A 26705-nucleotide genomic window follows, 5' to 3' on the forward strand; every position below is an offset into this window, starting at 1 on the left:
TCCCTGTGGAAAACCGATGGAACCGCCGTGGGATACTCGGTGGCAAACCCTTTCCACTTCAACGGAACGGCCTTCATTCCATGACTTCGGTCCCTTCCCTCGCAGCCACGGTCAACCAGTGCGTCGCGGACGCCCTCTCGGCAGCCCTGCCGGAGGCCGGCGCCGCCGACCCGCTGCTGCGACGAAGCGACCGGGCCGACTTCCAGGCCAACGCCATGCTCGCGCTGGCCAAGAAGCTGGGGGGCAACCCGCGCGAGCTGGCCTCGAAGGTCGTCGCGCAGCTCCCCACCGGTGACGTGATCAAGGAGATCGAGGTCTCCGGCCCCGGCTTCCTGAACATCACCCTCACCGACGAGGCGGTCGTGCGGACGCTGGCCGCCCGCGCCGCCGACGACCGCCTGGGCGTGCCGTACGCCGAGCGCGCCGGCACCACGGTCATCGACTACGCCCAGCCGAACGTCGCCAAGGAGATGCACGTCGGCCACCTGCGCTCCGCCGTGATCGGCGCCGCGATGGTCGAGATCCTGGAGTTCACCGGCGAGAAGGTGGTCCGCCGCCACCACATCGGCGACTGGGGCACCCAGTTCGGCATGCTCATCCAGTACCTGATCGAGCACCCGCACGAGCTCGACCACAAGAGCGACGCCACCTCCGCCGAGGCCTCCGGCGAAGAGGCCATGTCCAACCTCAACCGCCTCTACAAGGCGTCGCGCGCGCTGTTCGACTCCGACGCGGAGTTCAAGGACCGCGCCCGCCGCCGCGTCGTGGACCTCCAGGCCGGCGACGCGGAGACGCTCGCCCTGTGGCAGCGCTTCGTCGACGAGTCGAAGGTCTACTTCTACTCGGTCTTCGACAAGCTGGACATGGAGATCCGGGACGCCGACGTGGTCGGCGAGTCCGGCTACAACGCCATGCTGGAGGAGACCTGCCGGCTGCTGGAGGAGTCCGGCGTCGCGGTCCGCTCCGACGGCGCGCTCTGCGTCTTCTTCGACGACGTCAAGGGCCCGGACGGCAACCCGACCCCGCTGATCGTCCAGAAGTCCGACGGCGGCTACGGCTACGCCGCCACCGACCTGTCCGCCATCCGCGACCGGGTCGGCAACCTCGGCGCGACGACCCTGCTGTACGTGGTCGACGCCCGCCAGTCCCTGCACTTCAAGATGGTCTTCGAGACCGCCCGCCGGGCCGGCTGGCTGGGCGACGACGTCCAGGCCGTACAGCTCGCCTTCGGCACCGTGCTCGGCAAGGACGGCAAGCCGTTCAAGACCCGCGAGGGCGAGACGGTGCGGCTGGTGGACCTGCTCGACGAGGCGGTGGAGCGGGCGACCGCCGTGGTGCGGGATAAGGGCGAGAACATCGGCCTGAGCGAGCGGGAGATCACCGAGAACGGTCAGCAGGTCGGCATCGGCGCCGTGAAGTACGCGGACCTGTCCACCTCGGCCGCCCGCGACTACAAGTTCGACCTGGACCAGATGGTCTCGCTCAACGGCGACACCAGCGTCTACATCCAGTACGCGTACGCCCGTATCCGCTCCATCTTCCGCAACGCCGGGGACACCGCGCCCAAGGCCCACCCGGAGCTGGCACTGGCCCCCGCCGAGCGCGCGCTGGGCCTGCACCTGGACCAGTTCGCGGAGACCGTGCACGAGGCCGCGGCCGGCCACGAGCCCCACAAGCTGGCCGCGTACCTGTACCAGCTCGCCTCCCTCTACACGACCTTCTACGACCAGTGCCCGGTCCTGAAGGCCGAGGGCGGCCCCGACCAGGTCGAGAACCGCCTGTTCCTGTGCGACCTGACGGCGCGCACGCTGCACCGCGGCATGGCGCTGCTGGGCATCCGGACGCCTGAGCGGCTCTGACGCCGTCGCCTTACTGACGCGTGCGGCGAAGGCCCCGCCGGAACCGATCGTTCCGGCGGGGCCTTCCCCTTGCCCTTCCCCTTGCCCCCGTTCTTGCCTGCACTCAGTCCTCGGCGGGCTCCCATACGTTCTGATCGTGCCGGTAGTGGTAGGCCGCCCGCCCCTTCATCGCGCTCGTACGGAACGGCCTGCCGTGGTCGTCCAGGCGCAGCGTGCCGCGCCGGCCACCACTGCTCCACTCCAGCTCCAGGTACCAGCTCACATCGTTCGCCTCGGTGTGCGCGTCGACGTAGAGCATCTGCGGGTCGGACGCCGAGACCTTGAACGGGAAGTCGGTCGCCGGGATCTTCCGGTCCCCCTGCTCCCCGGCCACCGGCCGCATCAGCGGCTGGGGCACGTCCAGCCCGACATCGAACGACGCCGGGGTGAGCCCGCCGCCGCAGCCGTTGCCCATGGAGTACGCCGAGCCCGCCGGCGCCGGAGTGCGCGCGGCGGTCCGTACGTTCAGCGAGTGCAGGACGACGGCCTCTTCGCCCGTGCCCTGCACGGCCACCGAGATCCGGAGGTGCCCGGCGGGCACCGCGCCCAGCGCGTTCGCCCAGCCGCGCGCGTCCGGGTCGGAAGGCGGCGGGGGCACCTTGGCGGGTGGCTTGTCGAGCAGGTACCAGCGGTGGCAGGGGTTGTCCCAGTTGTTCATACGGACATCCGCGGTGAGCGGGATGCCGCTGCTCCGCTTGCCTCCGGCGGCCAGCCCCTTGTCGCCGCCCGTACCGCCGCCGGGGGTGGCGGCGTTCGGGCTCGGGGTGGACGAGGCCGAGGGGCTGCCGTGCGTCGGCTCGTCGCTCGTACCGGTGGAGGCGGTGGCGGAGGGCGAACCGGACGTGCCACCGCCGGTAGCCGGGCCGCGACCGCCTTGGCCGGGACGCTCGGCCACACGTGCTCCGGCCGTACCCGCGCCGTCGGGGCCGGAGGAGGCCACGGCGATGGCCAAGGGGACGGCCAGGGCGACTACGGCTGCGGCGGCCAGGGCGAGGCGGAGTTTGGGGGTGGGGTTTCGGGGGCTGGGCTTCTGAGTGGTGGGCGCCTGGGCCGCGGGCTCCTGGGGGGTGGACTCCTGGGTGGTGGACTCCTGGGCCGCGGGCTCCTGGGTGGCGGGAGGCTCCGGAACGGTGGCCTCCGGTGCCGGACCTGGCTCCGCCGTCCGTCGCCCCCGCGCCGCATCCGCCAGGATCCACTGACGGTGCAGCTCGACCAGTTCCTCCGGTTTCGCGCCGCACACCCGGGCCAGTCGCTCCACGGGCGCGTAATCCGTCGGCACCGCGTCGCCGTTGCAGTAGCGGTGCAGCGTGGACGTACTCATGTGCAGGCGCTTGGCAAGGGCCCCGTAACTGAGCCCTGACCTCGTCTTCAGCGTGCGCAGCAGCGCCGCGAAATCGTCCGTGTTCGATGCCGTTCCCACTGTTTCCCCCCTCGTGCCCCATCCCACGACCGCGTTCCAGGGAACCCCCATTCCCCCAGGTCAGCGTACGCGCATTCGTTCCAGCGTCCCGTATACCGGAGCGGCTGTTGTGGCCGGGACGGACCGTCGCACAGGCTGTGACCACCGCAGATGCCCCGACCGGGGCCCTACCGGGGAGCAGCCGTGCGGACCCGTTTCCACTGTCGTCCCAACCGCCGTCTCGAACCTGCCGACTTCGCGGCACTGAGCGTTCTCGCCCTCTGTGTCGTCGTCATCGCAGTCGTACTGAACGGCATCTGACCACCCGCCATCGTCACCGCTACCGCCATCGTCACCGCCACCATCACCGTCACGCCCTTCCGTTCCGTTCCACGGGGAGAACCACCCATGCCCTCGCGCCTCTTCACCACCCGTACCGCCCGGATCGCCGCCTCCGCCGCGGCCGTCACCGCCGCTTTCTCGCTGACCGCGTGCGGCGGCGGCGAGAGCGGCGGGAAGGCGGGCGGGCCGGAGCAGCCCGCGGCCTCGGCCGGACCCGACGCCTCCGCCGGTTCCGCTCCTTCGGACGGCGCGGGAGGCTCCGGCGGTACGGGCCCGTCGGCCAAATCCCCCTCGGGCGTGGGCTCGCACGGCGGCCATGGCTCGAACGCGGCTCCCACCAAGAACAGCGCCGGAGGCAAGCACGGCACCGCGACCGGCGGGAAGTCCACGACCTGCACCGCGGCCAACACCAAGGTGACCGTCTCCAAGCTCAGCCGCCCCATCAACCACCTGCTGCTCACCCTCACCAACACCGGTTCGACCCGCTGCGACGCCTACCACTACCCGGCCCTCCGCTTCGACGACGCCCAGGCGCCCACCGCGGTACGGCAGGACAGCAAGCCGCAGGCCGTGGTCTCCGTCGAACCGGGCAAGTCCGCGTACGCGGCCGTCCGTACGTCGGACGCCACCGGGGAGGCCGACGGCGGCAAGAAGGTGCGCAGCCTGGAGGTCTTCTTCGCGAACCGGGACGGCGGCTACGGTGATCGCGCGGCCCGCCCCACGCTGCCGAAGGGTACGTACATCGACGACTCCGCCCAGGTCACGTACTGGCAGAGCGAACTGGACGACGCTCTCCAGCTGTACTGACCGGAGACGTTGATTGAAAGCACGGCGCTCCGATCAGCAGTTACGAGGTGGGGCCGAGTGGCGTTCAAGCAGGTCTCTGGCGAGCTGACTGATGCGTTCGCGAGCCCTCTCTGGGGCGAGCACCTCGATATGGTCACCGAATTGGAGGAGCTGGCGCACTGACTCGATGGTGGGATAGCGCACGACGACGGTGCAACAACCATCTTCTGGGTCGGAAACTTCGTGGATGCGGTTGCCGAGTATGCGCCGCGCCAGGTCGATGCCGGTTTCTGGCAGGCGGATGGTCACGCTCACGCGGCCTTGCGCCTCGGTGCGTGCCTTCAACGCGGCCCACCTGGTGTGAAGGGTCTCACCAGGTCGAAGAACAGCCGGCGCGTTGAGCTGTTCGTAGGCCGAGAGTCGTTCCAGAGCGAACAGCCGACCGTCCCCCTGGTCGTCGGCGATGAGATACCAGCGGCCTGACTTCGCCACGATCCCGTACGGGTCGACCACTCGCGTCGAGGCCCGCCTCTCGGCGCTGCGCCGGTACCGGATGCGCAGCCGACGGCGGTGCCGCAGTGCCGTAGCCAGATCCGCTACGTCGATCGCCGACTCCGAGCCGGCGAACCACGAGGTGCTTTCCACCAGCACCAGGTCCGCCAATCTCAGCAAGTTCGGTGGCTCAGGTGATCCAGCCTGGCGGGCAGCGATCTTGCGCGCGGCCGATTCCCACACCCCAGACAGGCCCATGCCTGCAAGCTGCGCGCTGTCCAAGCCAGCCACGGAGAGCGCCTCCAGCTCTGGTGGGTCCAGGTGGGATGCGTTGAGCCGCGCACCGGGGAGCAAGATGATCCCGCCGTTCCGCCCCCGTTCTGCATAAACAGGCACACCCGCAGTTGAGAGTGCCTCCACGTCCCGCAGCACAGTCCGCCGAGACACCTCCAGCCGCTTGGCGAGCTCGCTGGTGGTGATGCGCTGACGGGTCTGCAGGAGCAGCAGTAGGTGCAAGAGCCGCGAAGCCTTCATGCTCGCCGATGTTCGCAGAAAAGGTGACAGGTTCTGTCGCGATCAGACGATCCGCTGGAGCAGTACCAAGAAGTCAACCAGTTGAGGAGCGCTCCATGGCCGCACCGAACCTGTTCCTGATCGGCGTTCGCGACGCCCAGGCCGCTACCGCCTTCTACAGCGACCTGTTCGAGCTCGAACCGACCTTCACCAGTCCCCACTACGTGGCCTTCGAGGTTGCCCCCGGCGTCCTGTTCGCGCTGTGGACGGGATACAGCGAGCACGCTGTCCCGAGCACTCCTCGCACGAGCGAAGTCGGACTGATGATGCCGGGGCCATCGTCCGCAGTTGACGCGGTCTTCACGAGTTGGGTCTCGAAGGGGGTCCATGTCGTCGAGGAGCCGCACGACGCTGTCTTCGGCCGCACGTTCGTGATCACTGACCCCGATGGAAACCTCATCCGGGTCTCCCCGGTCGACTGAGCTGTACGTCCCCTCTCCACACCTCAAGGTGTCGAAGGGCCGGCCACGATGGCCGGCCCTTCAGCCTGTCCAGGAGCGCAGAAATGTCCCATCCGAACGCCGTCCTCACCTCGCGCCACCGTCTGAAAGTCGCTCGACTCGTCGTCGACGACGGCTGGCCGATCAGCGAAGTCGCGGCCCGGTTCCAGGTCTCCTGGCCGACCGTATAGCGCTGGGTCGACCGCTACCTTGCAGGCGAGTCCATGCAGGACCGAACTCACGGCCGCGAAGGTCTCCGAACAGGACTCCCAAGGCCGTGACAAAGCGGTGCGTCAGCCTACGCCAACGTCTACGGGAAGGACCGGTCCAGCTCGCCGCGAGACTCGGCATCGCCCCGTCGACAGTGCACCGGATCCTGCGATCGGCCCGACTGAACCGCCTCGCCTACGTTGATCGCGCGACCGGTGAACCCATCCGACGCTACGAGCACGACCACCCGGGATCGCTGGTTCACGTGGACGTGACAAAGCTCGGCAACATCCCCGATGGCGGCGGCTGGCGCTACGTCGGTCGTCGTCAAGGCGAGAAGCACCGTGTCGCGACACCGGGCAAGTCCCGCAATGCCTACGGCAGCCCGAAGCTCGGTCATGCGTTCGTGCACACGGTCATCGGCGACCACTCCCGCGTCGCCTTCACCGAGGCCCACGATGACGAAACTGCCGTGACGGCGGTCGGCGTACTGCATCGCGCGGCGGAGTGGTTCGCCAAGCGCGGCGTCGTCATCGCGAGGGTGCTCTCGGACAATGGAGGCGCCTATCGCTCCTATCTGTGGCGCGACACGTGCGACACCCTCTCGATCACGCCGAAGTACACCCGCCCTTACCGTCCGCAGACCAACGGGAAGGTCGAACGCTTTCACCGCACCATGGCAGACGGCTGGGCCTACGCCCGCTGCTACGCCTCCGAGGCCGAACGCCGAAGTGAGTTGAAAAGCTGGTTGCACTACTACAACCACCACAGACCCCATACGGCATGCGGGAGCCTGCCGCCGTTCTCACGATTGATCAACGTGCCCGGTCAGTACATCTAGCAGCGGCCACGGCGCTGCCGGGATTGCGCAACCAGCCACTCCGCTCCCGACGTCCCCACCAGCAACAACCAACCGGTGGACTTGGGGAAAGGTCACTTCATGCGCAAGCCCACGTCGTTTCTCACCCGGCGGTCCGTGCTCGGCGCCGGCCTCGGCCTCGGCGGGGCGCTCGCCCTCGGCAGCACGCCGGCGTACGCGTCCCCGGACGCCGCCGCCGCGCACCCCGCCGCCACCCGCCGTCTGCGCGACCTGGAACAGGAACACCAGGCCCGCATCGGCGTCTTCGCCGTCAACCTCACCACCGGCGCGTCCCTGCTCCACCGCGCCCACGAGCTGTTCCCGATCTGCTCCGTCTTCAAGCCGCTCGCCGTCGCGGCCGTACTGCGCGACCTCGACCACGACGGCACCGAACTGTCCCGCCGCATCCACTACACCGAGTCCGACGTGACGAAGTCCGGCCACGCGCCCATCACCAAGCTCCACGTGGCCACCGGCATGACCATTCGGGAGCTGTGCGACGCGACGATCCGCTTCAGCGACAACTGTGCCGGCAACCTCCTGCTGCGCGAGCTGGGCGGCCCGACCGCCGTCACCCGCTTCTGCCGCTCCCTCGGCGACCCGGTCACCCGTCTCGACCGCTGGGAGCCGGAACTGAACTCCGCCGAGCCCGGCCGCCGTACGGACACCACCACCCCGTACGCCATCGCCCGCACCTACCGGCGGCTCGTCCTCGGCAGCGCCCTGGACCACCCGGACCGCGCACTGCTGACCGACTGGCTGCTGCGCAACACCACCAGCGTGGAGAGGTTCCGCAAGGGCCTGCCGAAAGACTGGAAGGTGGCCGACAAGTCCGGCGGCGGCAGCACGTACGGGACGAGCAACGACGTGGCCATCGCCTGGACTCCGGACGGCGCCCCCATCGTCCTCGCCCTCTTCACCCACAAGCCGACGCAGCCCACCGCCTCGGGCGACACTCCCCTGGTCATCAAGGCCGCCACCGCCATGTCCGAGGCGGTCGCCCCCGCCTAACCCGCACCCTCCCCACCGCTCGCTGCCCCGGCCGTCACCTCCCGCCGGGGCAGTTTGCCGCGGCCCACACCATCCCGTAAATTCCTCTCCTTCCGCCCAAGGGCCTGGCCACCGCGGTCACCGTGTTGCTGTGCACTGCCATCGCCGCCGGTCTCTTCGCACTCGGCACCGACGTGAACCTCGTGTCGCTTCTGGGAAATCTGGAAGTCGCCACCGAACAAGAGGCCTTGCGGGCCGACGCTCTGATGACGCTGGCGGGCAACCTGCAGGGCTGCGCCCTGTTCGCCACAGGCGTCGTCTTCATCATCTGGTTCCACCGCTCCCGGGTGAACGCCGAGCACTACACCCGGGACGTGTGCACCCTCGGCCGCGGCTGGGCCATCGGCTCCTGGTTCATACCGATCGGCAACCTGGGGCTGCCGTTCCGTGTCGCGAAGGAGACCTGGCAGGCCAGCGCCCAGTCAGCGCCCCACGGTTCCTGGCGTACGGTCTCGACGGCACCTGTGCGGGCCTGGTGGGCGGTGTGGATTCTGGGGGCGGGCCTCGGCAACGTCGGTTACGCTCTCGCGCTGGCGACGGACACGCCGGAGACCGCTCGCTTGGGCATGACAGCGGTTGCCGTGGCCGACCTCCTGGACATCACCGCCGCCGTCCTCGCCATCCTCTTCGTCCGCAAGCTGACCCGTATGCAGCAGACCGCCGCGGCCCCGTACACAGCGCCCCGCCCCAGCCCGCAGCCCTGAGGCCCGGGCGCTCCCGGTCCGCGAACCCGAAGCAAGGCGCCGCCCCCGGCGCCTTGACCTTCACACCGGTGTCAGTGCCTACGGTCCCGCGCATGTCACCCAGCACCGGACCCCGCCCAGCTGCCCGCCTCCTTCTCCTCTCCCTCCTCGTCTTCATCATCGGCACCATCGAGTTCCTGCCGGTCGGCCTGCTGCCCGACATCAGCCGCGACCTGGGTGTCGACCCGTCCCGTACCGGGCTCCTCGTCACCGTGTACGCCTTCACCGTCGGCCTGACAGCGGCACCGCTCACCGCCCGCACGTCCGCCTGGCCCCGCAAACGCCTCTTCCTCACCACCTGCGCGGTTTTCATGGCCGCCACCGCACTCTCCGGGCTCTCCCCCGACTACACGTCCCTGGCCGCGAGTCGCCTCCTCTGCGGCCTGGCCCACGGCGTCTTCTACGCCATCGTCGCCGGGTACGCGGCGGCCATCGCCGGGCCGGGCCGCTCGGGCCGGGCCACGGCGATCGTCTTCGCAGGCGTTTCCCTCGCCTTCGTCGTGGGTGTGCCGCTCGGGACGGCGGCCGGTACGGCCTTCGGCTGGCGCACCGCGTTCCTCGCCACCGCAGCGCTGGGCCTGGTCGCGCTGCTCACCGCCGCGCGCCTGCTGCCGCCCGTGCCACCCGGCCCGCCCTTGCGCGTCTCCGACCTGCCCCGGGTCGCCTGTACCCCGGGCCTGGCCCCGGTCGTCCTGACCACCGGCCTCGTCATCCTCGGCCACTTCACGCTCTACACGTACGTGACCGAATACCTCCACGACGCCGCCGGCTTCACCCACGCCTCCGTCAGCCCCGTACTCCTCCTCTTCGGCCTCACGGGCCTGGCGGGCACCTTGATCAGCGGCTCTCTTGTCGACTCCCGCCCCCGCGCCACGCTCCTCGGCACACTCGCCCTGATGGCCGTCTCCCTCACCGCCCTGGGCGCGGCCCCGGTGAACCGTCCGCTCCTCTTCCTCTCCATCGCCACCTGGGGCCTGGCCTGCACCGCCCTCCCCGTCTGCTTCCAGACCGCCGTCCTGCGCACGGCCCGCGAGGCCCCCGACGCCGCGTCCTCCCTCTACGTCGCCGCGTTCAATACCGGTATCGGAGCGGGCGCCCTGACCGGCAGCCTCCTCCTGACCGCCGCCCCACCGGCGGCCCTCCCCTGGGCCGCCCTGGCCCTGCTCCTCGCCGGTACGGCAACGACCCTCCTCACCCGGCCTTCCCGCCCCGCAACGGACACCCCTCCCCCAGCTCAAACCACATCACCTTGCCCCCGCCCGACCCCAACGCCCCCGCCCCGTACGCGAACCCGCCGAAGCTCTCGGCACACAACCTGACCAGCCCCAGCCCCCGCCCGGCCTCGGCCGCCGACCCGGCCACCGCGGCCGAATCGAAGATCGGCAACTCCGGATTCCCGTCCCACACGCTGACGCGCAGGCGCGCCCCGATCCGCTTCACCCGCACGTTGGCCGGCCCCTTCGCGTACCGGTACGAGTTGGCGATCAACTCCGACGCCAACAGCTCCGCCCCGTCGACCAGTTCCGTCTCCCCGTGCTCTTCCAGCACCAGCCGCACCACCCGCCGCGCGACGCGCGGAGCGAGGGGATTGTCGGACATCTCGAACGCGTACTCCCAGCCACCGGACATGCGAAGCCTCCGTTGCGGATGCGCAGTTGACTCACGCGGAGCGTGAGTGATGCGCGACACACAGTAGCGGCGCCGGGGCCGTCATGCACCCACTTCTGGTGCATACATGTCCCGCTGGACCCGTGACTGACTCCCCCGGCAGACTGTGCGCGATACGAGAGTGAGGGTCGATGCCACCCAGAGCCACACCGACAGTGCGCCAGCAGCGCCTAGGCGCAGAGTTGCGCAAACTTCGCGAGAGCGCTGGGATGACCGCTTCGGCCGCCGGTTCCTTGCTCGGCGTCGATCAAGCGCGGATCAGCAACATCGAGCGCGGTCGGGCCGGCATCAGCGCCACCCGCCTACGCACGCTGGCTTGCAACTACGCCTGCGCAAACCAGCCCCTCATCGAGGCGCTCGCAGCCATGGCAGGCGATCGTGTCCGCCACTGGTGGGAGGAGTACCGCGGCATCCTGCCTGCCGGACAACTCGACATCGCCGAGATGGAATTCCACGCTTCCGAACTCCGAACAGCGCAGACCTCCACTTTGCCCGGCCTTCTACAAACCATCGACCATGCGCGCGTCGTCTTCAACCAGGGCGTACCACCATTGCCGCCGCACGAGGTCGAGCACCGCTCCTCGTTTCGCATCAAGCGGCAAGACGCCATTTACCGGGACGGCGCCGTCCCATATACCGCGATCATTCACGAAGCCGCGCTACGAATGCAGTTCGGCGGGCCCTCGATTGCCCGTAAGCAGCTTGAGCACATCATCACGACAAGCGAACGGGACAACGTCACCGTCCTGGTGATCCCGTTCTCGAAGGGCGAGTTCCCAGGGTCCGGGCAGACGATCATGTATGCCGCCGGGCCAACGCCGGAGCTCGACACAGTGCAGCTCGACCAAATGGGCGGCCCGATGTTTCACGATGCAGCTGCCCAGCTGTCCCGATATCGCGAAGTCATGGAGATGCTGGCCCGGAAGGCACTTTCCGCAGCCGCTTCTCGGGACTTCATCCACCACATCGCCCGCGAACTGTGAAAGGCATGACCGTGACGCCCGTCCACTGGCAGAAGTCGTCCTACTGCGCAGATTCCAGCAATTGCCTGTCCCTCGCCGCCTCCCCCGACACCACCATCCACATCCGAGAAAGCGAAACCCCCCACACGGTGGTCACCATCACCCGATCCCAGCTCGGCATCCTCATAGACGCCATCAGGGCAGGAACCCTGACCAGCCCCTGAACGCCTCCGGAGCTCGTCAATAGCAAGCATCCGATTGCACCCCTGTGGGCGATGGTGGGGCACGGGACTTTCGAAGTACTTTCAAAGTCATGAGCACCGACGACGCGGCCGCTGTGAACTTCTCCGAGCTGGTGAACAAGAACAAGCAGACACTCGACCGGCTACGAGAGGCTCCCCGCCTGCTGTTGCACCGCAGGGACGGTGAGGATCTGGTCCTCACCACCGTGACGCGGGCCGAGCAGGACCGGACGGTCGTGTCGGCGGCCACGCGCATGCTTGCCGCCATAGCGCGGCACGAGCCGGGCAGCATGGAATTGCTGCTCGACATACTGCCGGACGCCTTCCCTTGGATTCGTTTCCTGCCCGACCCTGATGTGCACGCCTTCGCTGTCGAGCTGGTCGACACCATGCGCGCCGCCGACTCCGTCGGCAATACCGCGTCCGTTGCCCAGACGCTGATTGCATGGCAGCACACGGCCGAGGTCCATTCCGACCCGGAGCTGCTGGCCGCCCTGACCCGCGACCATGACGCTGATTACGGCCCAGCGCCTGACCCTGGGCACGTCGCATGACGCCGAGCCGCGGCGAACGCGCCGCGCCACCCGCCCCGGACGGCCAATGGGAGGTCCGCTTCGCCGACGCCGCCTCGGCAAAAGGCTGGGAATGCCTGGCTCAGCAGGCACGCGAGAACACCTACCGCGCCTGGCTCACCATACGTACGGAGCCACGACCGACCGCACAGACGCCCCGGCACCACCAGCTCAAGGGAACCCTGGCGCGCGCCACGTACCGCGGCCGGACATGTGAGCAGTGGCAGATCGAGGTGACCGGCAGCGGTCGGATCTGGTTCCTGATCGACGCCTCCCGCTCCACCTGTTGGATCACCTACGCCTCCACCCGGCATCCGGCCGCCACGGACCGCTGACAGAGCTGTCTGCCAACCCCGGGCCGAGCGGCCGAGCCGACGAAACTGCTCCTGCCTACCCCACCTCCTTGTAAAAGAACGTGCAGTCCCGCAGCTCCCCATCCGGATCCGCCGCATACCCAGGAACCACCCCGTACTGCGTCCACCCCGCGCGCCGGTACAGAAGGTCCGCCACGCTGTCCGTCTCCGTATCAAGGAGCAGGAGGCGGAAGCCGGTACGGGCGGCGTGGTGTTCGGCGGTGGTGAGGAGGGATTGGCCGAGGCCCTGGCCGCGGGCGGAGGGGTGGACGAGGAGTTTGACGATTTCGGCGCGGTGGCGGCCGTTGGGTTTGTTCGGGTGGGCGAGGCTGATCGTGCCCGTGATGCCGTCGGGTCCCTCGGCCACCCAGATGTCCAGGGTGCCGTCGGCCACGGCGGGGCGTTGGGCCTGCCACCAGGCCGCCGCCGCGGCATGGTCGAAGGGGGCCAGGAAGCCGAGGGAGGAGCCGCCGGCGACGGTCGCGGCGAGGAGCTCGGCCAGGCCTGGGACGCTGCCGTCGAACGTGGCGGTGGTGAGACGGGTTATGGGGGCGGAGGTGGTTCGGCTCATGGGAGGACCACCAGGAGGGCGTAGCGCGCCGGAGCCGGGCCCGTACAGCGGAAGCGGGTGGGGCCCCAGAGGCGGAAGCGAAGGCAGTCACCGGTGTGGAGCGTGTGCGCCGTGCCGCCTGTGGTGATCTCCAGTTCGCCGTCCAGCAGCCAGATGTGCTGCTCCAGGCCGGGTACGGGTGGCGGGCTGTCGTAGGCGATGTCGGAACCGGGCCGCAGGGTGCCTTCGACGACCTCGCCCCGTAGGCCGGGATGGGGCGGTGAGACCGAGCGGCGGGTGAAGCCGGAGGGGGTGTCGCGCCAGACGGACTGTTCGCCGGCGCGCACCAGTTGAGGGGGCTCCGCCTCGACTTCGGCCAGCAGGCGGGACATCGGCCGCCCGTACGCCGCACACAGCCGGTTCAGCAGGGCCGCCGTGGGGCTGATCTCGGCCCGCTCCAGACGCGAGAGCGTCGACCGGCTCACGTCCGTACGCCGGGCCAGCTCGTCCAGCGACCAGCCCCGCTGCGTACGCAACTCCGCCAGCCGGGCGGCGAGTCGCGACTCGATCGGGTCGGGTGGGGCGGCACCAGGGACGTCGGGCTTCTCTTCGCTTCCCATAATCGGGACGTTATCCCGAATGTGGGATGCGGGGAAGGTATTTACGGGGAGGGGAGGGCGGGGTGCCGCGCGGGGATCGCTGTCGCGGCCCGGGCGTCCGCCGCCGGTCGGCCGGCGGGCGCCCGGACGCGTCCGCTCAGCCCGCCAGCTTGTTGGCGGCCTTCTCGATCTGCGCGGAGAAGGCGCTCACCTTCGTGTAGACGCCGGGCTTGCCCGGCCGCGCGCAGCCCTCGCCCCAGCTGGTGATGCCGACCTGGACCCAGTCGCCGTCCTCGTCGCGGCGGAACATCGGGCCGCCGGAGTCACCCTGGCAGGTGTCCACGCCGCCCTCCGCCATGAAGCCGGCGCAGATCTCCTCGCCCGGGGTCAGCAGGTCGCCGTATGCCTGCTTGCAGGCGGTCGTGTTCACGAACGGGACCTTGGCCTTGCGCAGGTAGCGCTGCTGCGCGCCGCCTTCCTTGTCGGCGCCCCAGCCCGTGATCGTGAACGTGCCGCGGTCGAAGTTGTCGTCCTCGGCGAGATGCAGCGTCTCCTGGCCCTTGATCGGCGTGGCCAGCTTGATCAGGGCCCAGTCCTTGCCCTTGCCGTTGTAGCCGGGGGCCTGGGCGACCTCCTTGGACTTCACCTTGATCGCCTTGGGGTTCTGGAGGTCCACGACGCCCGCGGTGACGGTGATGGACGTGTTGGGGCCGCTGCCGTCCACGCAGTGCGCGGCGGTGAGCACGACGTCCTCACGGATGAGGGAGCCGCCGCAGCCCATGGACAGCCGCACCATGAACGGGAACTCGCCCTGCTTGGCGGGCGGCCCGCCGATGATCTGCTGGCCGGGGGTCGGCGTCGGGGCGGGCGCGGCGCTGGCGCCGCCGGTCGACTGGAGTGCGACCGCCGCCGCCACCGCGGCGCCGACGGCTATGGACCTCTTGATACATCTCGCGGAGCGCTTCAAGGACTTCCCTCTCGCGTCGGAGGCATCGGTGTCCAGCTGCCCGCCGTACGGCTGCTGCCGCACGGGCACGGCACACCGGGGCACCACGGGCGTGACGAACCGCGCCCCAAGTGCCCCGGTGTCACTGGAGTGTTGTGATTATGTGGACGCGCCCCAAAGTCGCACAAGGTTCTGAAACCGGCCACTTCCCGAGTACGGAGATGTATCGGCATCTGGGTGGTTCGGACCAATTGCCGTACGGGCACGGGCAGGTGCTACGCAGCGGCCGGTGCGCGCCGGCCTCCCGCCCGTGCCCGCCTCAGCGCGTCACAGCTGGTCCGCCGCCTCCGCGATGTCCTGCGAGAAGGCGCTCACCCGCGTGTAGACGCCCGGCTTGCCCGGGCGTGCGCAGCCCTCGCCCCAGCTCGTGATGCCGACCTGCACCCACGCGCCCGCGTCGTCCTTGCGGAACATCGGGCCGCCGGAGTCGCCCTGGCAGGTGTCCACCCCGCCGGTCCGCATGATCCCGGCGCAGATCTCCTCGCCGGGTATGTACGTGCCTCCGTACGCCTGCTGGCAGGTCGCGGTGTCGACGAACGGCACCGTCGCCTTGCGCAGGTACCGCTGCTGGCCGCCGCCCTCCCGGGTCGCGCCCCACCCGGCGACGGTGAACTCGCCCTGGTCGTAACGGCCGTCCGTGGTCGTACGCAGCGTGGGCAGGTTGATCGGGCGGGCGAGCTTGATCAGCGCCCAGTCCTTGCCGGAGCCGTCGTAGCCGGGCGCCTGGAGCACCTTGGTGGACCTGACCTTGATCGCGCCGGAACTCTGGAGGTCCACGACACCGGCCGTGGCGGTGATGGAGGTGTTGTCGCCACTGCCGTTCACACAGTGCGCGGCGGTGAGCACGACGTCCTGGCGGTAGAGCGCGCCGCCGCAGCCCATGGACAGCCGCACCATGAACGGGAACTCGCCCTGCGCGGCCGGTACGCCGCCGACGACCCTGGTGCCGGGTACGCCGCTCGACGGCGTCGGCTCGGTGGCGGCGCTCGCGGCGCCGGGCTGCAGCGACAGGGCCGCCAGGGCGACCGCACCGAGGGCGATGGATCTCTTCAGGAATTTCGCGGAACGGGTCAACGGACTTCCTTTCCGAGGGGGTTGCGCGCCGTCGGCCACCGCCGGAACCGGCGTTGACCGGCTCATGCCAAACACGCGCCGCAAGCGCCCACCGGAACGGGAAGTGCATGGGGGAAGGGGCGCCACGACGCGGCAGAGCGTTGTGATTATGTGGACACCACGAAGGGGTCACAAGTCACAGAACCGGCCAACTGCCGTGTATTGACGAGCTGTTATGGCACCGCCACGGCCACGGCATACCGTCCGAGCGCCCGGAGCACCCCGGACTGCCGCACGACAGCGCACCAGCGGCCGCTCCGTACGGCGGGCCGCGTCCCCCGAAAGGGCGCGGCCCGCAACACGCGCCACGGCAGCCGGTCGGGCCGCGTAGTGGAAGGTGCCCGGTCAGGCCGCGTAGTGGAGGGTGCCCGTCAGGCTGCCCGCGCCGCCGCCGCAGGAATGCCGGTAGCGGGCGGAGAGGCCGGCCGCCTTGCCCTCGTCGGTGAAGTACAGGCGGTCCACGGTGAACTCACCCGGAGCATTCGAGCAGGCCCGCCCGTTGGCGTAGACCTCCAGAGCGGCGCCGCCCGCCGCACCGGTGACCTGGTACGTGCGTCCGGCGGTCAGCCGCTCCCCCGAGGGCGGCCGGATCACCACCGTCCAGTGCTCGCGCTTGCCCTCGGCCTCGAACGACACGCCGCCGGCATAGCTGTCCGTCAGACGGAAGAGGCTGGTGGCGCCGGTGTGCGTCACCGACTTGCCCTGCCCGATCGGATCGCCCGCCTCGCTCTTGTAGGCGTACGACAGCGGCAGCGCACGATACTTGACGGTCCCCTTGAGCGGCTGGGCCGTCGCCGACTCGCAGTTCTGCGTGTACGAGGCGTCGAGCATCGTGATCACGCCCGCCGCGTCCGTGGCGATCTGGTGGACCGTGAACTGCCCGTACACCGTGTTGCAGCCCCGGCCGTTGCCGCCGACGTCGAGGCCGGGCGTACGGCCGGTGCGGAACGCGGCCCGCTCGGCGTTGCGGTAGACACCGGGGTGCAGCTGTTCGCCCTTGGGGGCGGCGAGCTCGATGTCCCACCAGTCCTGCCAGTCCTCGGTGTTGGAGACCCGGATGGTGGCGTACCTGGCGTCGCCGCCCACCGTGATCGTGGCGGCCGGCTCCCGGTACGTGCCGGCGCGCCCCTGCCCGATGTAGTCCCCCGCCACGCTGGTGTACGTGTACGAGGTGACCGGCGTCGGACCGCTCGCCGCGGCGGCCGGCGGGGCCAGCGCCCCGCCCAGCCCGACCGCCGTACACAACGCGACGGCGGCGCCCCCGACGGAGCGCCGCCATCTCTGCAGGCGATTTCTCATCCCCTGTACCCCTCCCTGTCGATACGTCGCTTTTTCCTTCCCCTCGAAGGGGGTTGGGTACACGCGTGCGACGCGAGACCAGTCGAGATACGGATGGGAAAGTCGAAATACGGAGGGGGGAACTAGAGCTTCCGCGCGACCTCCGTCGCCCAGTACGTCAAAATCATGTCGGCCCCCGCCCGCTTGAACCCGGTCAGGGCCTCCAGGATCGCCGCGTCGCGGTCGATCCAGCCCTTCTCCGCGGCGGCCTCGATCATCGCGTACTCGCCGGAGATCTGGTACGCGGCGACCGGCACGTCCACCGACTCCGCGATCTTGGCGAGCACGTCCAGGTACGGCATGCCCGGCTTGACCATGACCATGTCGGCGCCCTCCTGGAGGTCGAGCGCCAGCTCGCGCAGCGACTCGCGGGAGTTGCCGTAGTCCTGCTGGTAGGTCTTGCGGTCACCCTTGAGGGAGGAGCCGACGGCCTCCCGGAACGGGCCGTAGAACGCGGAGGAGTACTTCGCGGTGTACGCGAGGATCGAGACGTCCTCGTGGCCGGTCTGGTCCAGCGCGTCGCGGATGACGCCGACCTGGCCGTCCATCATGCCGCTCGGGCCCACCACGTGGACGCCCGCGTCGGCCTGGACCTGCGCCATCTCGGCGTAGCGCTCCAGCGTCGCGTCGTTGTCCACCCGGCCCTCGGCGTCCAGGACGCCGCAGTGGCCGTGGTCGGTGAACTCGTCCAGGCACAGGTCCGACATGATCACCAGGTCGTCGCCGACCTCGGCGCGCACATCGCGGATGGCCAGCTGGAGGATGCCGTCCGGGTCCGTGCCGGCGGTGCCGGCCGCGTCCTTCTTCGCGTCCTCCGGCACACCGAACAGCATGATCCCGGCGACGCCCGCCTCGACCGCCTCGACGGCGGCTTTCCGCAGCGTGTCACGGGTGTGCTGCACCACGCCCGGCATCGCGCCGATCGGCTCAGGCGCCGAGATCCCCTCCCGCACGAACGCGGGCAGGATCAGGTCCGCCGGGTGCAGGCGGTGTTCGGCGACCATCCGGCGCATGGCCGGCGTGGTGCGCAGCCGGCGCGGGCGCGCGCCGGGGAAGGTGCCGTACGTACTGCTGCTCAACTGCGAGCCCTCCTACGCGATCCGGGCCGGCGCTCGCTGGGACGCGTGACCGGGTCACCGGCCTCCAGCGCGGCATCGCGCCGCGCCGCGCCGAAGTCCGCGAGCGCTTCGGCCAACTTGTGCACCGACGGCTCGGGCGACATGACGTCCACGCGCAGCCCGTGCTCCTCGGCGGTCTTGGCGGTGGCCGGGCCGATACAGGCGATCACGGTCACGTTGTGCGGCTTGCCGGCGATGCCGACCAGGTTGCGCACCGTGGAGGACGAGGTGAACAGCACGGCGTCGAACCCGCCGCCCTTGATCGCCTCGCGGGTCTCCTGCGGCGGCGGCGAGGCCCGTACGGTCCGGTAGGCCGTGACGTCGTCGACCTCCCAGCCCAGCTCGATCAGGCCCGCCACCAGCGTCTCGGTGGCGATGTCGGCGCGCGGCAGGAAGACGCGGTCGATCGGGTCGAAGACCGGGTCGTACGGCGGCCAGTCCTCCAGCAGCCCGGCGGCCGACTGCTCGCCGGACGGTACGAGGTCGGGCTTCACACCGAAGGCGACCAGCGCCTTGGCGGTCTGCTCGCCCACCGCCGCGACCTTGATCCCGGCGAACGCGCGGGCGTCCAGCCCGTACTCCTCGAACTTCTCCCGGACCGCCTTGACGGCGTTGACCGAGGTGAAGGCGATCCACTCGTACCGGCCGGTGACCAGGCCCTTGACCGCGCGCTCCATCTGCTGCGGGGTACGCGGCGGCTCCACGGCGATGGTCGGCACCTCGTGCGGCACCGCGCCGTACTCGACGAGCTGGTCGGAGAGCGAAGCGGCCTGCTCCTTGGTACGCGGCACGAGGACCCGCCAGCCGAACAGCGGCTTGTTCTCGAACCACGAGAGCTGGTCGCGCCGGGCCGCGGCACCGCGCTCACCGACCACGGCTATGACGGGCTGCCCGCCGTCCGCCGACGGCAGCACCTTCGCGGCCTTGAGCACCTGGGCGACCGAGCCGAGCGTCGCGTTCCAGGTCCGCTGGCGTGTCGTCGTACCGGCGACGGTGACCGTCATCGGCGTGTCCGGCTTGCGGCCCGCGGAGACCAGCTCGGCGGCCGCGGCGGCCACCGAGTCCAGCGAGGTGGACACCACGGCCGTGGCGTCGCTGGAGCCCACCTCCGACCAGCAGCGCTCGTCGGCGGTACGCGCGTCGATGAAACGCACGTCCGTACCGTCCGCGTCGCGCAGCGGCACACCCGCGTACGCGGGCACGCCGACCGCGGCGGCGATGCCCGGCACGACCTCGAAGACGACGCCCTCGGCGGCGCACGCCAGCATCTCCTCGGCGACGTGCGCGTCCAGCCCGGGGTCACCGGACACCGCACGCACCACCCGCTTGCCGGTGCGCACAGCCGACATGACAAGATTGGTGGTGTCCCTAAGAGCAGGGACTCCGGCGGTGGTTGACGCCTCGTCAGCCGTCGGCTGCTGCGGCGTGTCCACCTGCGCCCGCGCATGCGTGCGGACGACGTCGAGCACCTGCGGGTCGGCGATCAGCACATCGGCGCGCGCCAGTGCCTCGACGGCACGCAGCGTCAGCAGTCCCGGATCTCCGGGACCGGCGCCGATGAAGGTGACCTGACCGGCGGCAGGGTGGTTCGGGGCGGTGGGGTTCAAAGTGCTCGCTCCCCCATAAGACCGGCCGCACCCTTCGCGAGCATCTCGGCGGCGAGTTCGCGCCCCATGTTCAGGGGGGTCGCCGCGTCGCCGAGAGAGGCGGGTACGTGTCCGGTGGTGGACAGCTGCACCAGCGTCGAGCCGTCGGTCGTGCCGACGACGCCACGCAGGCGCAATTCGGTGACAGCCTGCCCGTCGGCCTGCAGGTCGGCCAGCGCACCCACAGGTGCGGAGCAGCCGGCCTCCAGGGCGGCGAGCAGGGAACGCTCGGCCGTCACGGCGGCCCGGGTGAACGGGTCGTCGAGTTCGGCGAGCTGGGCGGCGAGCTGCGCGTTGTGCGCGGCGCACTCCACCGCCAGGGCCCCCTGGCCGGGGGCGGGCAAAACCAGGTCGGGCGACAGGTGGTCGGTCGCCTCGTCGATCCGGCCGATCCGGGTCAGCCCGGCCGCGGCCAGCACGACCGCGTCCAGCTCGCCCTTCTCGACGTAGCCGATACGGGTGTCGATGTTCCCGCGGATCGGCACGGTCTCCACCTGCCGGCCCAGCGCACGCGCCCAGGCGTTCAGCTGCGCCATGCGGCGCGGCGAGCCCGTACCCACGCGGGCGCCGTCCGGCAGCTCCTCGAAGGTCAGACCGTCGCGCGCCACCAGTACGTCGCGCGGGTCCTCGCGCTTCGGCACGGCGGCCAGCGCCAGGTCCGCGGGCTGCGCGGTGGGCAGGTCCTTCAGCGAGTGCACGGCGAAGTCGATCGTCCCGTCGAGCAGCGCGTCGCGCAGCGCGGAGACGAACACCCCGGTGCCACCGATCTGCGCCAGGTGCTCGCGCGAGGTGTCGCCGTACGTGGTGATCTCCACCAGCTCTACGGGGCGGCCGGTGACCTCGCGCACCGCCTCGGCCACCATCCCGGACTGGGCCATGGCGAGCTTGCTGCGCCGCGTCCCCAGTCGCAGGGCCCGTGGATTGCTGTCAGTCATGCCCGCTCCCGTGCTGTGTGCGAGCCGTCGGCCCGCGTGTCGGCCCGGCTGACGGCGGCCACCGTCTGCGGGTCGAGGTCGAAGAGTTCGCGCAGCGCGTCCGCGTAACCGGCGCCGCCGGGTTCGCTGGCCAGCTGCTTGACCCGCACGGTGGGCGCGTGCAGGAGTTTGTCGACGACCCGGCGCACGGTCTGCGTGATCTCCGCGCGCTCCTTGTCGTCCAGGCCGGGCAGCCGGCCGTCCAGCCGGGCGATCTCGCTGGCCACCACGTCCGCCGCCATGGTGCGCAGCGCGACCACGGTCGGCGTGATGTGCGCGGCCCGCTGCGCCGCGCCGAACGCGGCCACCTCGTCGGAGACGATGCCGCGCACCCGGTCCACGTCGGCCGCCATCGGCGCGTCCGCGGACGCGTCCGCGAGGGACTCGATGTCGACGAGGCGCACGCCCTCGGTCCGGTGGGCGGCGGCGTCGATGTCCCGCGGCATGGCGAGGTCGAGCAGCGCCAGCTCAGCGGCGGGCGCGACGGTGCTGCCGGCGCCGCCCGCGGTACCGGCGTACCCGTCACCGGCCGCGATCCGGGCGGCGCGCGTCTCGGCTGCCGTCTCGATCGCCGCGCCGGTCAGGACCAGGCCGGTGGCGCCCGTACAGGACACCACCACGTCGGCCAGGGCCAGCTCGGACTGTACGGCGGTCATCGCGACGGCGCGGGCGGTCAGCCCGTTCAGCGCGCCCGCCGAGCCCGACTCGGTCAGGATCTGCGTCAGCCGCTCGGCGCGCTCCACCGTCCGGTTGGCCACCGCCAGTTCGCTGACACCGGCCCGTACGAGCGTGGTCGCGGCCAGCGACGACATCGAACCGGCGCCGATGACCAGGGCACGCTTGCCCCGGGCCCACTCGGCGACGTCGGTACCGCCGGCCAACTGCTCCAGGCCGAAGGTGACCAGCGATTGGCCCGCCTTGTCGATGCCGGTCTCGCTGTGGGCGCGCTTGCCGACCCGCAGCGCCTGCTGGAAGAGGTCGTTCAGCAGCCGGCCCGCGGTGTGCTGCTCCTGCGCCACCGCGAGCGCGTCCTTGATCTGGCCGAGGATCTGGCCCTCGCCCACGACCATCGAGTCCAGGCCGCAGGCCACCGAGAAGAGGTGGTGGACGGCCCGGTCCTCGTAATGCACGTAGAGGTACGGGGTCAGCTCGTCCAGGCCCGCGCCGCTGTGCCGGGCCAGCAGCGTGGACAGCTCGGCGACACCGGCGTGGAACTTGTCCACGTCGGCGTACAGCTCGATGCGGTTGCAGGTGGAGAGCACCGCGGCCTCGGCGGCCGGCTCGGCCGACACCGTGTCCTGGAGCAGCTTGCCGCGGGCCTCGGGGGCTATGGCGGCGTGTTCCAAGACGCTGACGGGGGCACTGCGGTGACTGAGCCCGACAACAAGGAGGCTCATGCCGGCATCACGGCGGGCACATCCCCGTCGGGTCCCTTGCGGTCGGACGCGCCGGCGGGGGCGTCTGCGGCCGGGGCGCCCTTGGCCGCGGCCTCGCGCACCTCGCGCACGGCCCGGCGGGCCTCGCGCGCGGCGACGGCGCGGGCGTCGTCGGACTCCTCGTCGTCGTGGCCCGCGTCCTCGCCCGCCTTGCGCTGCTCGTGGAAGGCCAGGATCTGCAGTTCTATCGACAGGTCGACCTTGCGCACGTCCACACCGTCCGGAACGGTCAGCACGGTCGGCGCGAAGTTCAGGATGGACGTGACGCCGGCTGCGACGAGCCGGTCGCAGACCTGCTGGGCCGCGCCCGCCGGGGTCGCGATCACGCCGATCGAGACGCCGTTGTCCGTGATGATCTTTTCCAGCTCGTCGGTGTGCTGGACGGCGATGCCCGCCACCGGCTTGCCCGCCATCGCCGGGTCGGCGTCTATGAGCGCGGCGACGCGGAACCCGCGGGAGGCGAAGCCGCCGTAGTTGGCCAGGGCGGCGCCGAGGTTACCGATACCGACGATCACGACCGGCCAGTCCTGCGTCAGGCCCAGCTCGCGGGAGATCTGGTAGACGAGGTACTCCACGTCGTAGCCGACGCCCCGGGTGCCGTACGAGCCGAGGTAGGAGAAGTCCTTGCGCAGCTTCGCGGAGTTGACCCCCGCGGCGGCGGCGAGTTCCTCGGACGAGACCGTGGGGACCGAGCGCTCGGAGAGCGCGGTCAACGCGCGCAGATACAGCGGAAGCCGGGCGACGGTGGCCTCGGGAATCCCTCGGCTTCGGGTCGCCGGTCGGTGAGTTCGGCCAGTTGCCACGGTGCTCCTGCGGGTAGAGCGGGGCTGTGGACGGCCGTAGATGTCCCGACCGCCCCGTCGACAGCAGGCTATGTCTTTGTGAACGCGTGCACAAAGATGGTGTCCGCTTTGTCCGGCCAAAGTGACCGGGGTCACGCGGCTTTTGCACCGCTTCACGGAACCAACTCCCTCGGCACACCGTTCACACGTTTCGCGCCGGTAACAACGGAGCGCCGACGGCAGCACGCGCCCTCACTCCTCACCGCTATGCCCCGGAAACCTACAAATCGCCCATCGATGGTAGTCGACTCAGGCGACTTTCCGTCCCGCTCCCGCCCCGCCCCGCGGGCACCCGGCCGAGGCCGGGGCAGCGGCACGGGGCAACCCGGGCGGAGGCACAATTACGGGCATGGCCTCCCTCTTCAGCCGCAACGCCCGCAAGAACCCGGCGGACAGCACGGTCACCCTCATCGGCAAGCCCGGCTGCCATCTGTGTGATGTCGCACAGGAAGTGATCGAGCGCGTCTGCGCCGAGACCGGCGCCTCCTGGGAGAAGAAGGACATCACCCAGGACGAAGAGCTCCACCGCAAGTACTGGGAGCAGATTCCGGTCGTCCTCGTGGACGGCGCGCAGCACGATTTCTGGCGGGTCGACCCCCAGCGGCTGCGCAAGGCCCTGGGCGCCTGACGGTACGAGCCACCGGCACGGCACCGGTACGGGCCCGACTACGCCCGGCGCGCACCCCCGCGTACGGCATCGGAACCGCCCCGGCGTACGCCCTTGCGGCAGCGCGCTCCCTTGTGGGCCGGGGCCGTCACCGGGATGGCCGTAACGCAACCGTCGGCCGAACCCTGGCCGGTGGACATCCGCCCGTAACCAGGCGCACCGAACAACCTGGCTACGCTAGCTACATGGCCCACCCGTCGCCCGCCCGCCGTCCCCGTAGGAAGCCCTACGGCGCGCACCTCCCCACGGGGTGGTTCAGCCGCCGTAGGCGCCCCGCCACCGCGCGCAGCGTGCTGGCCGGCGAAGCCGCGGCCGAGGCCGCGCGCAAGTCCTCGCTGGAGGCCGAGGCGCAGGAGGCGGCCGCCCAGGACCAGGGAGCCGAGGAGCCGGAATTCCCGGTTGTCGGCGACACCTCCGCCGCCGCCTTCTTCGACCTCGACAACACCGTGATGCAGGGCGCGTCGCTCTTCCACTTCGGGCGCGGCCTGTACAAGCGCCGCTTCTTCCACAAGCGCGACCTGGTCCGCTTCGTCTGGCAGCAGATCTATTTCCGCTTCATCGGCTCGGAGAACCCCGAGCACATGGCGGACGCCCGCAACAGCGCGCTGTCCATCGTCCAGGGCCACCGCGTCTCCGAGCTGATGACCATCGGCGAGGAGATCTACGACGAGTACATGGCCGAGCGCATCTGGCCCGGCACCCGCGCCCTCGCCCAGGCCCACCTGGACGCGGGCCAGAAGGTGTGGCTGGTGACCGCGGCCCCCGTCGAGACCGCGACGATCATCGCCCGCCGCCTCGGGCTGACCGGCGCGCTCGGCACCGTCGCCGAGTCCGTCGGCGGCGTCTACACGGGCAAGCTGGTCGGCGAACCGCTGCACGGCCCCGCGAAGGCCGAGGCCGTACGGGCCCTGGCCGCCGCCGAGGGCCTGGACCTGGAGCGCTGCGCCGCCTACAGCGACTCCGCCAACGACATTCCGATGTTGTCCCTGGTCGGCCACCCGTACGCGGTCAACCCCGACGGGCGGCTGCGCAAGTACGCGCGCGAACAGGGCTGGCGGCTGCGCGACTACCGGACCGGCCGCAAGGCGGTCAAGATCGGCATCCCGGCGGCGGCGGGCGTGGGAGCGCTCGCGGGCGGGGCGGCCGCGGCGGTGGCGTTGCAGCGGCGGCGGCGGTGAGGTCCGTCCGAGGGTAAGCCGCCGCCTCGGCAGGGGTACGGTTCGCGCCTGCGGCGCGGTTGGGCCGGGTGGGGTGCGCGTCTGGCGCGGTCTGCCCGGTGGGTGGGGGCTCGGGGCCACACAGGGGTCACTCCTCGTTGCCGGGGACGCGACCTTATGGTCATTCGCATCCGGGGCCTCGGTCGCCTGCGGGGAGACCCCTGTATGTCCCCGAGCCCGGCCGTCGGGCGACTTTCCCGCCGCCGTGGCTGCGGTCCTCAAAAACACCGGGGGCGGCTTACGCATGACGCGGAGACTCTCCCGGCCTGCGCCTACACGTGCGCGAGCGTCACCACATGGTGGGCGCGCACCAGGCTTCTTTTAACCTCCCCCACCGGCCCGCACTCGCCCAACCGGCCGGAGGGGGCGTGTAGGGGGCCATCCCCGCAGGCAGCCGCGCACTCCGCGCGAAGCGCGGGCCAGACCCCGACCCAAGCGAAGCGCAGCGATTTGCCCTGCGCCAATCCCGTTGCATACCCCCGCCCCCTCCCCGGCAGTCCCCATGCCACCGGTCCGCCACAAGACGCCCCGCAACCAGGCAGATCACGTTCCTTTCTGATCAATATCTGCTCAGGAATCGATACTTGATCGGGCATGAACTCGTAACGGACCAGAAGTAATCGATGATTTGAGCAACTGGGTGTAGCGCTGCCTGTACGAAGCGTTATTCTCCTCAGACGCAAACCGGTACCCACGCGTCCCTACGACGGGTGAACGGTCCCGCACTGCACGTGATGGAAGCTCTGCCTCTGGGAGTCCCGTGTACCCACACGTCGGGGTTGACGCCTCGGGCCTGGCTACGCTGCGTACGACGCTCGTCGACCACCTGCGCAGTTTTGTCCCCACCGCGATCGCCGTCCCCGCATTCGCCACAGCCGCCCCCGCCGGTCCCTGCTACACCCTGGCCGACGGAAGCACCACCACGGTCAGCAAGACCGGCGGCAGAACCCGCCGCGGTGCCGGCACGCCCACCGCCCGGCGCCCCGCCGACAGCGACAGCCGTCGCATGATGGACCTCGTCGAGCGCGCCCAGGCCGGTGAGGCCGAGGCCTTCGGCCGGCTCTACGACCAGTACGCCGACACGGTCTACCGCTACATCTACTACCGGGTGGGCGGCCGGGCCACGGCCGAGGACCTGACCAGCGAGACGTTCCTGCGCGCCCTGCGCCGTATCGGCACCTTCACCTGGCAGGGCCGCGACTTCGGCGCCTGGCTGGTCACCATCGCCCGCAACCTGGTCGCCGACCACTTCAAGTCGTCGCGCTTCCGCCTGGAGGTGACCACCGGTGAGATGCTCGACGCCAACGAGGTCGAACGCAGCCCCGAGGACTCGGTCCTGGAATCGCTGTCCAACGCGGCGCTGCTGGAGGCGGTCCGCAAACTCAACCCGCAGCAGCAGGAGTGCGTGACGCTGCGCTTCCTCCAGGGCCTGTCGGTCGCCGAGACCGCGCGCGTCATGGGGAAGAACGAGGGCGCGATCAAGACGCTCCAGTACCGCGCCGTACGAACCCTGGCGCGGCTGCTCCCGGACGACGCCCGCTGACCGCCGTAACGCCGCCCCGGGCCGCCGTACACACCACCCGCGGCATCCTGCTTCCGTCTCCCCGTAC

Annotated in this window: 25 protein-coding genes and 2 pseudogenes; 14 read left to right on the forward strand and 13 right to left on the reverse strand. The window is 70.5% G+C overall.

Translation table 11 applies throughout. The annotated features are described in order from the left end of the window. Positions 1 to 80: 80 nt before the first annotated feature. Complete coding sequence (gene argS / locus IH45_RS0115610) at positions 81 to 1859, forward strand: arginine--tRNA ligase (protein WP_030667431.1); 1779 nt, start codon at positions 81 to 83, stop codon at positions 1857 to 1859. 103 nt (positions 1860 to 1962) lie between these two features. Here the strand turns inward: argS and IH45_RS0115615 are convergent, their stop codons facing one another. Beyond that, positions 1963 to 3318: a helix-turn-helix domain-containing protein gene (locus IH45_RS0115615; protein WP_030667434.1), complete on the reverse strand. Its 1356-nt coding sequence runs from the start codon at positions 3316 to 3318 to the stop codon at positions 1963 to 1965. 387 nt (positions 3319 to 3705) lie between these two features. Between IH45_RS0115615 and IH45_RS0115620 the strand changes: the two genes are divergently transcribed. Next, positions 3706 to 4446 (forward strand): DUF4232 domain-containing protein, encoded by a 741-nt coding sequence (locus IH45_RS0115620; RefSeq protein WP_030667437.1) that lies wholly within the window; start codon positions 3706 to 3708, stop codon positions 4444 to 4446. A 33-nt stretch (positions 4447 to 4479) separates the two neighbouring features. Here the strand turns inward: IH45_RS0115620 and IH45_RS0115625 are convergent, their stop codons facing one another. Continuing rightward, positions 4480 to 5451: a helix-turn-helix transcriptional regulator gene (locus IH45_RS0115625; RefSeq protein WP_030667441.1), complete on the reverse strand. Its 972-nt coding sequence runs from the start codon at positions 5449 to 5451 to the stop codon at positions 4480 to 4482. A gap of 95 nt (positions 5452 to 5546) precedes the next feature. On the opposite strand from IH45_RS0115625, the gene IH45_RS0115630 reads away from it, so the two are divergent. The 5 genes and pseudogenes from IH45_RS0115630 to IH45_RS0115650 form a co-directional block, all read left to right on the forward strand. Beyond that, positions 5547 to 5912: a VOC family protein gene (locus tag IH45_RS0115630; RefSeq protein WP_030667444.1), complete on the forward strand. Its 366-nt coding sequence runs from the start codon at positions 5547 to 5549 to the stop codon at positions 5910 to 5912. Positions 5913 to 5995: 83 nt separating this feature from the next. After that, a pseudogene (locus IH45_RS01000000143670) lies at positions 5996 to 6981 on the forward strand (IS481 family transposase). A gap of 99 nt (positions 6982 to 7080) precedes the next feature. Then, positions 7081 to 8010 carry a class A beta-lactamase gene (gene bla / locus IH45_RS0115640; protein WP_030667447.1) on the forward strand — a complete coding sequence of 310 codons (930 nt, stop codon included), beginning with the start codon at positions 7081 to 7083 and terminating at the stop codon, positions 8008 to 8010. Between the two features lie 122 nt (positions 8011 to 8132). Next, positions 8133 to 8753 carry a DUF4328 domain-containing protein gene (locus tag IH45_RS0115645; protein ID WP_050514880.1) on the forward strand — a complete coding sequence of 207 codons (621 nt, stop codon included), beginning with the start codon at positions 8133 to 8135 and terminating at the stop codon, positions 8751 to 8753. A gap of 92 nt (positions 8754 to 8845) precedes the next feature. After that, positions 8846 to 9967 (forward strand): annotated as a pseudogene (locus IH45_RS0115650) (MFS transporter); the annotation flags it as partial. A 16-nt stretch (positions 9968 to 9983) separates the two neighbouring features. Here the strand turns inward: IH45_RS0115650 and IH45_RS1000000149920 are convergent. Beyond that, positions 9984 to 10421: an ATP-binding protein gene (locus tag IH45_RS1000000149920; RefSeq protein ID WP_234440554.1), complete on the reverse strand. Its 438-nt coding sequence runs from the start codon at positions 10419 to 10421 to the stop codon at positions 9984 to 9986. Between the two features lie 170 nt (positions 10422 to 10591). Here IH45_RS1000000149920 and IH45_RS0115655 point away from each other — a divergent pair, with 170 nt between their 5' ends. The 4 genes from IH45_RS0115655 (at position 10592) to IH45_RS0115670 (ending at position 12571) form a co-directional block, all read left to right on the forward strand. Then, complete coding sequence (locus IH45_RS0115655; protein ID WP_063763000.1) at positions 10592 to 11443, forward strand: helix-turn-helix domain-containing protein; 852 nt, start codon at positions 10592 to 10594, stop codon at positions 11441 to 11443. A gap of 5 nt (positions 11444 to 11448) precedes the next feature. Next, positions 11449 to 11646, forward strand: a complete 198-nt coding sequence (locus IH45_RS1000000146520; RefSeq protein WP_324607940.1) for a DUF397 domain-containing protein — start codon at positions 11449 to 11451, stop codon at positions 11644 to 11646. A gap of 89 nt (positions 11647 to 11735) precedes the next feature. Further along, on the forward strand, positions 11736 to 12218 hold the full coding sequence (locus IH45_RS0115665; RefSeq protein ID WP_030667460.1) for a hypothetical protein: 483 nt from the start codon (positions 11736 to 11738) through the stop codon (positions 12216 to 12218). Next, the gene (locus tag IH45_RS0115670) at positions 12215 to 12571 is read left to right on the forward strand and encodes a hypothetical protein (protein WP_030667464.1); all 357 of its coding nucleotides are present in this window, start codon (positions 12215 to 12217) and stop codon (positions 12569 to 12571) included. The genes IH45_RS0115665 and IH45_RS0115670 overlap by 4 nt, the downstream gene beginning before the upstream one ends. Before the next feature lie 55 nt (positions 12572 to 12626). Here the strand turns inward: IH45_RS0115670 and IH45_RS0115675 are convergent, their stop codons facing one another. The 10 genes from IH45_RS0115675 to IH45_RS0115720 all read right to left on the reverse strand — a co-directional run bounded on the left by IH45_RS0115675 (position 12627) and on the right by IH45_RS0115720 (position 23172). Continuing rightward, positions 12627 to 13160 carry a GNAT family N-acetyltransferase gene (locus tag IH45_RS0115675; protein ID WP_030667465.1) on the reverse strand — a complete coding sequence of 178 codons (534 nt, stop codon included), beginning with the start codon at positions 13158 to 13160 and terminating at the stop codon, positions 12627 to 12629. Beyond that, positions 13157 to 13759, reverse strand: a complete 603-nt coding sequence (locus tag IH45_RS0115680; RefSeq protein WP_050514882.1) for a helix-turn-helix domain-containing protein — start codon at positions 13757 to 13759, stop codon at positions 13157 to 13159. Before IH45_RS0115680 ends, IH45_RS0115675 begins: the two co-directional genes overlap by 4 nt. A gap of 136 nt (positions 13760 to 13895) precedes the next feature. Next, complete coding sequence (locus IH45_RS0115685) at positions 13896 to 14705, reverse strand: S1 family peptidase (RefSeq protein ID WP_030667470.1); 810 nt, start codon at positions 14703 to 14705, stop codon at positions 13896 to 13898. Positions 14706 to 15011: 306 nt separating this feature from the next. Next, on the reverse strand, positions 15012 to 15818 hold the full coding sequence (locus IH45_RS0115690; protein WP_030667472.1) for a serine protease: 807 nt from the start codon (positions 15816 to 15818) through the stop codon (positions 15012 to 15014). Positions 15819 to 16202: 384 nt separating this feature from the next. Next, positions 16203 to 17156 (reverse strand): hypothetical protein, encoded by a 954-nt coding sequence (locus IH45_RS0115695; protein WP_030667475.1) that lies wholly within the window; start codon positions 17154 to 17156, stop codon positions 16203 to 16205. A gap of 122 nt (positions 17157 to 17278) precedes the next feature. Further along, on the reverse strand, positions 17279 to 18274 hold the full coding sequence (gene hemB / locus IH45_RS0115700; RefSeq protein WP_030667478.1) for a porphobilinogen synthase: 996 nt from the start codon (positions 18272 to 18274) through the stop codon (positions 17279 to 17281). After that, complete coding sequence (locus IH45_RS0115705; RefSeq protein ID WP_030667481.1) at positions 18271 to 19920, reverse strand: bifunctional uroporphyrinogen-III C-methyltransferase/uroporphyrinogen-III synthase; 1650 nt, start codon at positions 19918 to 19920, stop codon at positions 18271 to 18273. The genes hemB and IH45_RS0115705 overlap by 4 nt, the downstream gene beginning before the upstream one ends. Further along, entirely contained in the window at positions 19917 to 20894 is a 978-nt protein-coding gene (gene hemC, locus IH45_RS0115710) for a hydroxymethylbilane synthase (RefSeq protein WP_030667483.1), read from the reverse strand. The genes IH45_RS0115705 and hemC overlap by 4 nt, the downstream gene beginning before the upstream one ends. Next, positions 20891 to 22330 carry a glutamyl-tRNA reductase gene (locus IH45_RS0115715; RefSeq protein ID WP_030667486.1) on the reverse strand — a complete coding sequence of 480 codons (1440 nt, stop codon included), beginning with the start codon at positions 22328 to 22330 and terminating at the stop codon, positions 20891 to 20893. Before IH45_RS0115715 ends, hemC begins: the two co-directional genes overlap by 4 nt. Next, positions 22327 to 23172 carry a redox-sensing transcriptional repressor Rex gene (locus IH45_RS0115720; RefSeq protein ID WP_030667488.1) on the reverse strand — a complete coding sequence of 282 codons (846 nt, stop codon included), beginning with the start codon at positions 23170 to 23172 and terminating at the stop codon, positions 22327 to 22329. The genes IH45_RS0115715 and IH45_RS0115720 overlap by 4 nt, the downstream gene beginning before the upstream one ends. A 388-nt stretch (positions 23173 to 23560) precedes the next feature. Here IH45_RS0115720 and IH45_RS0115725 point away from each other — a divergent pair, with 388 nt between their 5' ends. The 3 genes from IH45_RS0115725 (at position 23561) to IH45_RS0115735 (ending at position 26638) form a co-directional block, all read left to right on the forward strand. Next, the gene (locus IH45_RS0115725; protein ID WP_030667490.1) at positions 23561 to 23839 is read left to right on the forward strand and encodes a glutaredoxin family protein; all 279 of its coding nucleotides are present in this window, start codon (positions 23561 to 23563) and stop codon (positions 23837 to 23839) included. A gap of 329 nt (positions 23840 to 24168) precedes the next feature. Next, positions 24169 to 25056, forward strand: a complete 888-nt coding sequence (locus tag IH45_RS0115730) for an HAD family hydrolase (protein ID WP_030667492.1) — start codon at positions 24169 to 24171, stop codon at positions 25054 to 25056. A 799-nt stretch (positions 25057 to 25855) separates the two neighbouring features. Continuing rightward, complete coding sequence (locus IH45_RS0115735; RefSeq protein ID WP_030667495.1) at positions 25856 to 26638, forward strand: ECF subfamily RNA polymerase sigma factor, BldN family; 783 nt, start codon at positions 25856 to 25858, stop codon at positions 26636 to 26638. Positions 26639 to 26705 lie beyond the last annotated feature (67 nt).

It is taken from the genome of Streptomyces rimosus subsp. rimosus (assembly GCF_000720725.1).
In the GTDB taxonomy this organism is placed as follows: Bacteria; Actinomycetota; Actinomycetes; order Streptomycetales; family Streptomycetaceae; genus Streptomyces; species Streptomyces rimosus_A.

Excerpts from the sequence above, each read along its gene's own strand:
- bla (WP_030667447.1), top strand. The coding sequence starts at position 7,081 with ATGCGCAAGCCCACGTCGTTTCTCACCCGGCGGTCCGTGCTCGGCGCC.
- IH45_RS0115715 (WP_030667486.1), bottom strand. The coding sequence starts at position 22,330 with ATGAGCCTCCTTGTTGTCGGGCTCAGTCACCGCAGTGCCCCCGTCAGC.
- IH45_RS0115670 (WP_030667464.1), top strand. The coding sequence starts at position 12,215 with ATGACGCCGAGCCGCGGCGAACGCGCCGCGCCACCCGCCCCGGACGGC.
- IH45_RS0115665 (WP_030667460.1), top strand. The coding sequence starts at position 11,736 with ATGAGCACCGACGACGCGGCCGCTGTGAACTTCTCCGAGCTGGTGAAC.
- IH45_RS0115625 (WP_030667441.1), bottom strand. The coding sequence starts at position 5,451 with ATGAAGGCTTCGCGGCTCTTGCACCTACTGCTGCTCCTGCAGACCCGT.
- hemC (WP_030667483.1), bottom strand. The coding sequence starts at position 20,894 with ATGACTGACAGCAATCCACGGGCCCTGCGACTGGGGACGCGGCGCAGC.
- argS (WP_030667431.1), top strand. The coding sequence starts at position 81 with ATGACTTCGGTCCCTTCCCTCGCAGCCACGGTCAACCAGTGCGTCGCG.
- IH45_RS0115675 (WP_030667465.1), bottom strand. The coding sequence starts at position 13,160 with ATGAGCCGAACCACCTCCGCCCCCATAACCCGTCTCACCACCGCCACG.
- IH45_RS1000000146520 (WP_324607940.1), top strand. The coding sequence starts at position 11,449 with ATGACCGTGACGCCCGTCCACTGGCAGAAGTCGTCCTACTGCGCAGAT.
- IH45_RS0115620 (WP_030667437.1), top strand. The coding sequence starts at position 3,706 with ATGCCCTCGCGCCTCTTCACCACCCGTACCGCCCGGATCGCCGCCTCC.
- IH45_RS0115725 (WP_030667490.1), top strand. The coding sequence starts at position 23,561 with ATGGCCTCCCTCTTCAGCCGCAACGCCCGCAAGAACCCGGCGGACAGC.
- IH45_RS0115655 (WP_063763000.1), top strand. The coding sequence starts at position 10,592 with ATGCCACCCAGAGCCACACCGACAGTGCGCCAGCAGCGCCTAGGCGCA.
- IH45_RS0115630 (WP_030667444.1), top strand. The coding sequence starts at position 5,547 with ATGGCCGCACCGAACCTGTTCCTGATCGGCGTTCGCGACGCCCAGGCC.
- IH45_RS0115680 (WP_050514882.1), bottom strand. The coding sequence starts at position 13,759 with ATGGGAAGCGAAGAGAAGCCCGACGTCCCTGGTGCCGCCCCACCCGAC.
- IH45_RS1000000149920 (WP_234440554.1), bottom strand. The coding sequence starts at position 10,421 with ATGTCCGGTGGCTGGGAGTACGCGTTCGAGATGTCCGACAATCCCCTC.
- IH45_RS0115695 (WP_030667475.1), bottom strand. The coding sequence starts at position 17,156 with ATGAGAAATCGCCTGCAGAGATGGCGGCGCTCCGTCGGGGGCGCCGCC.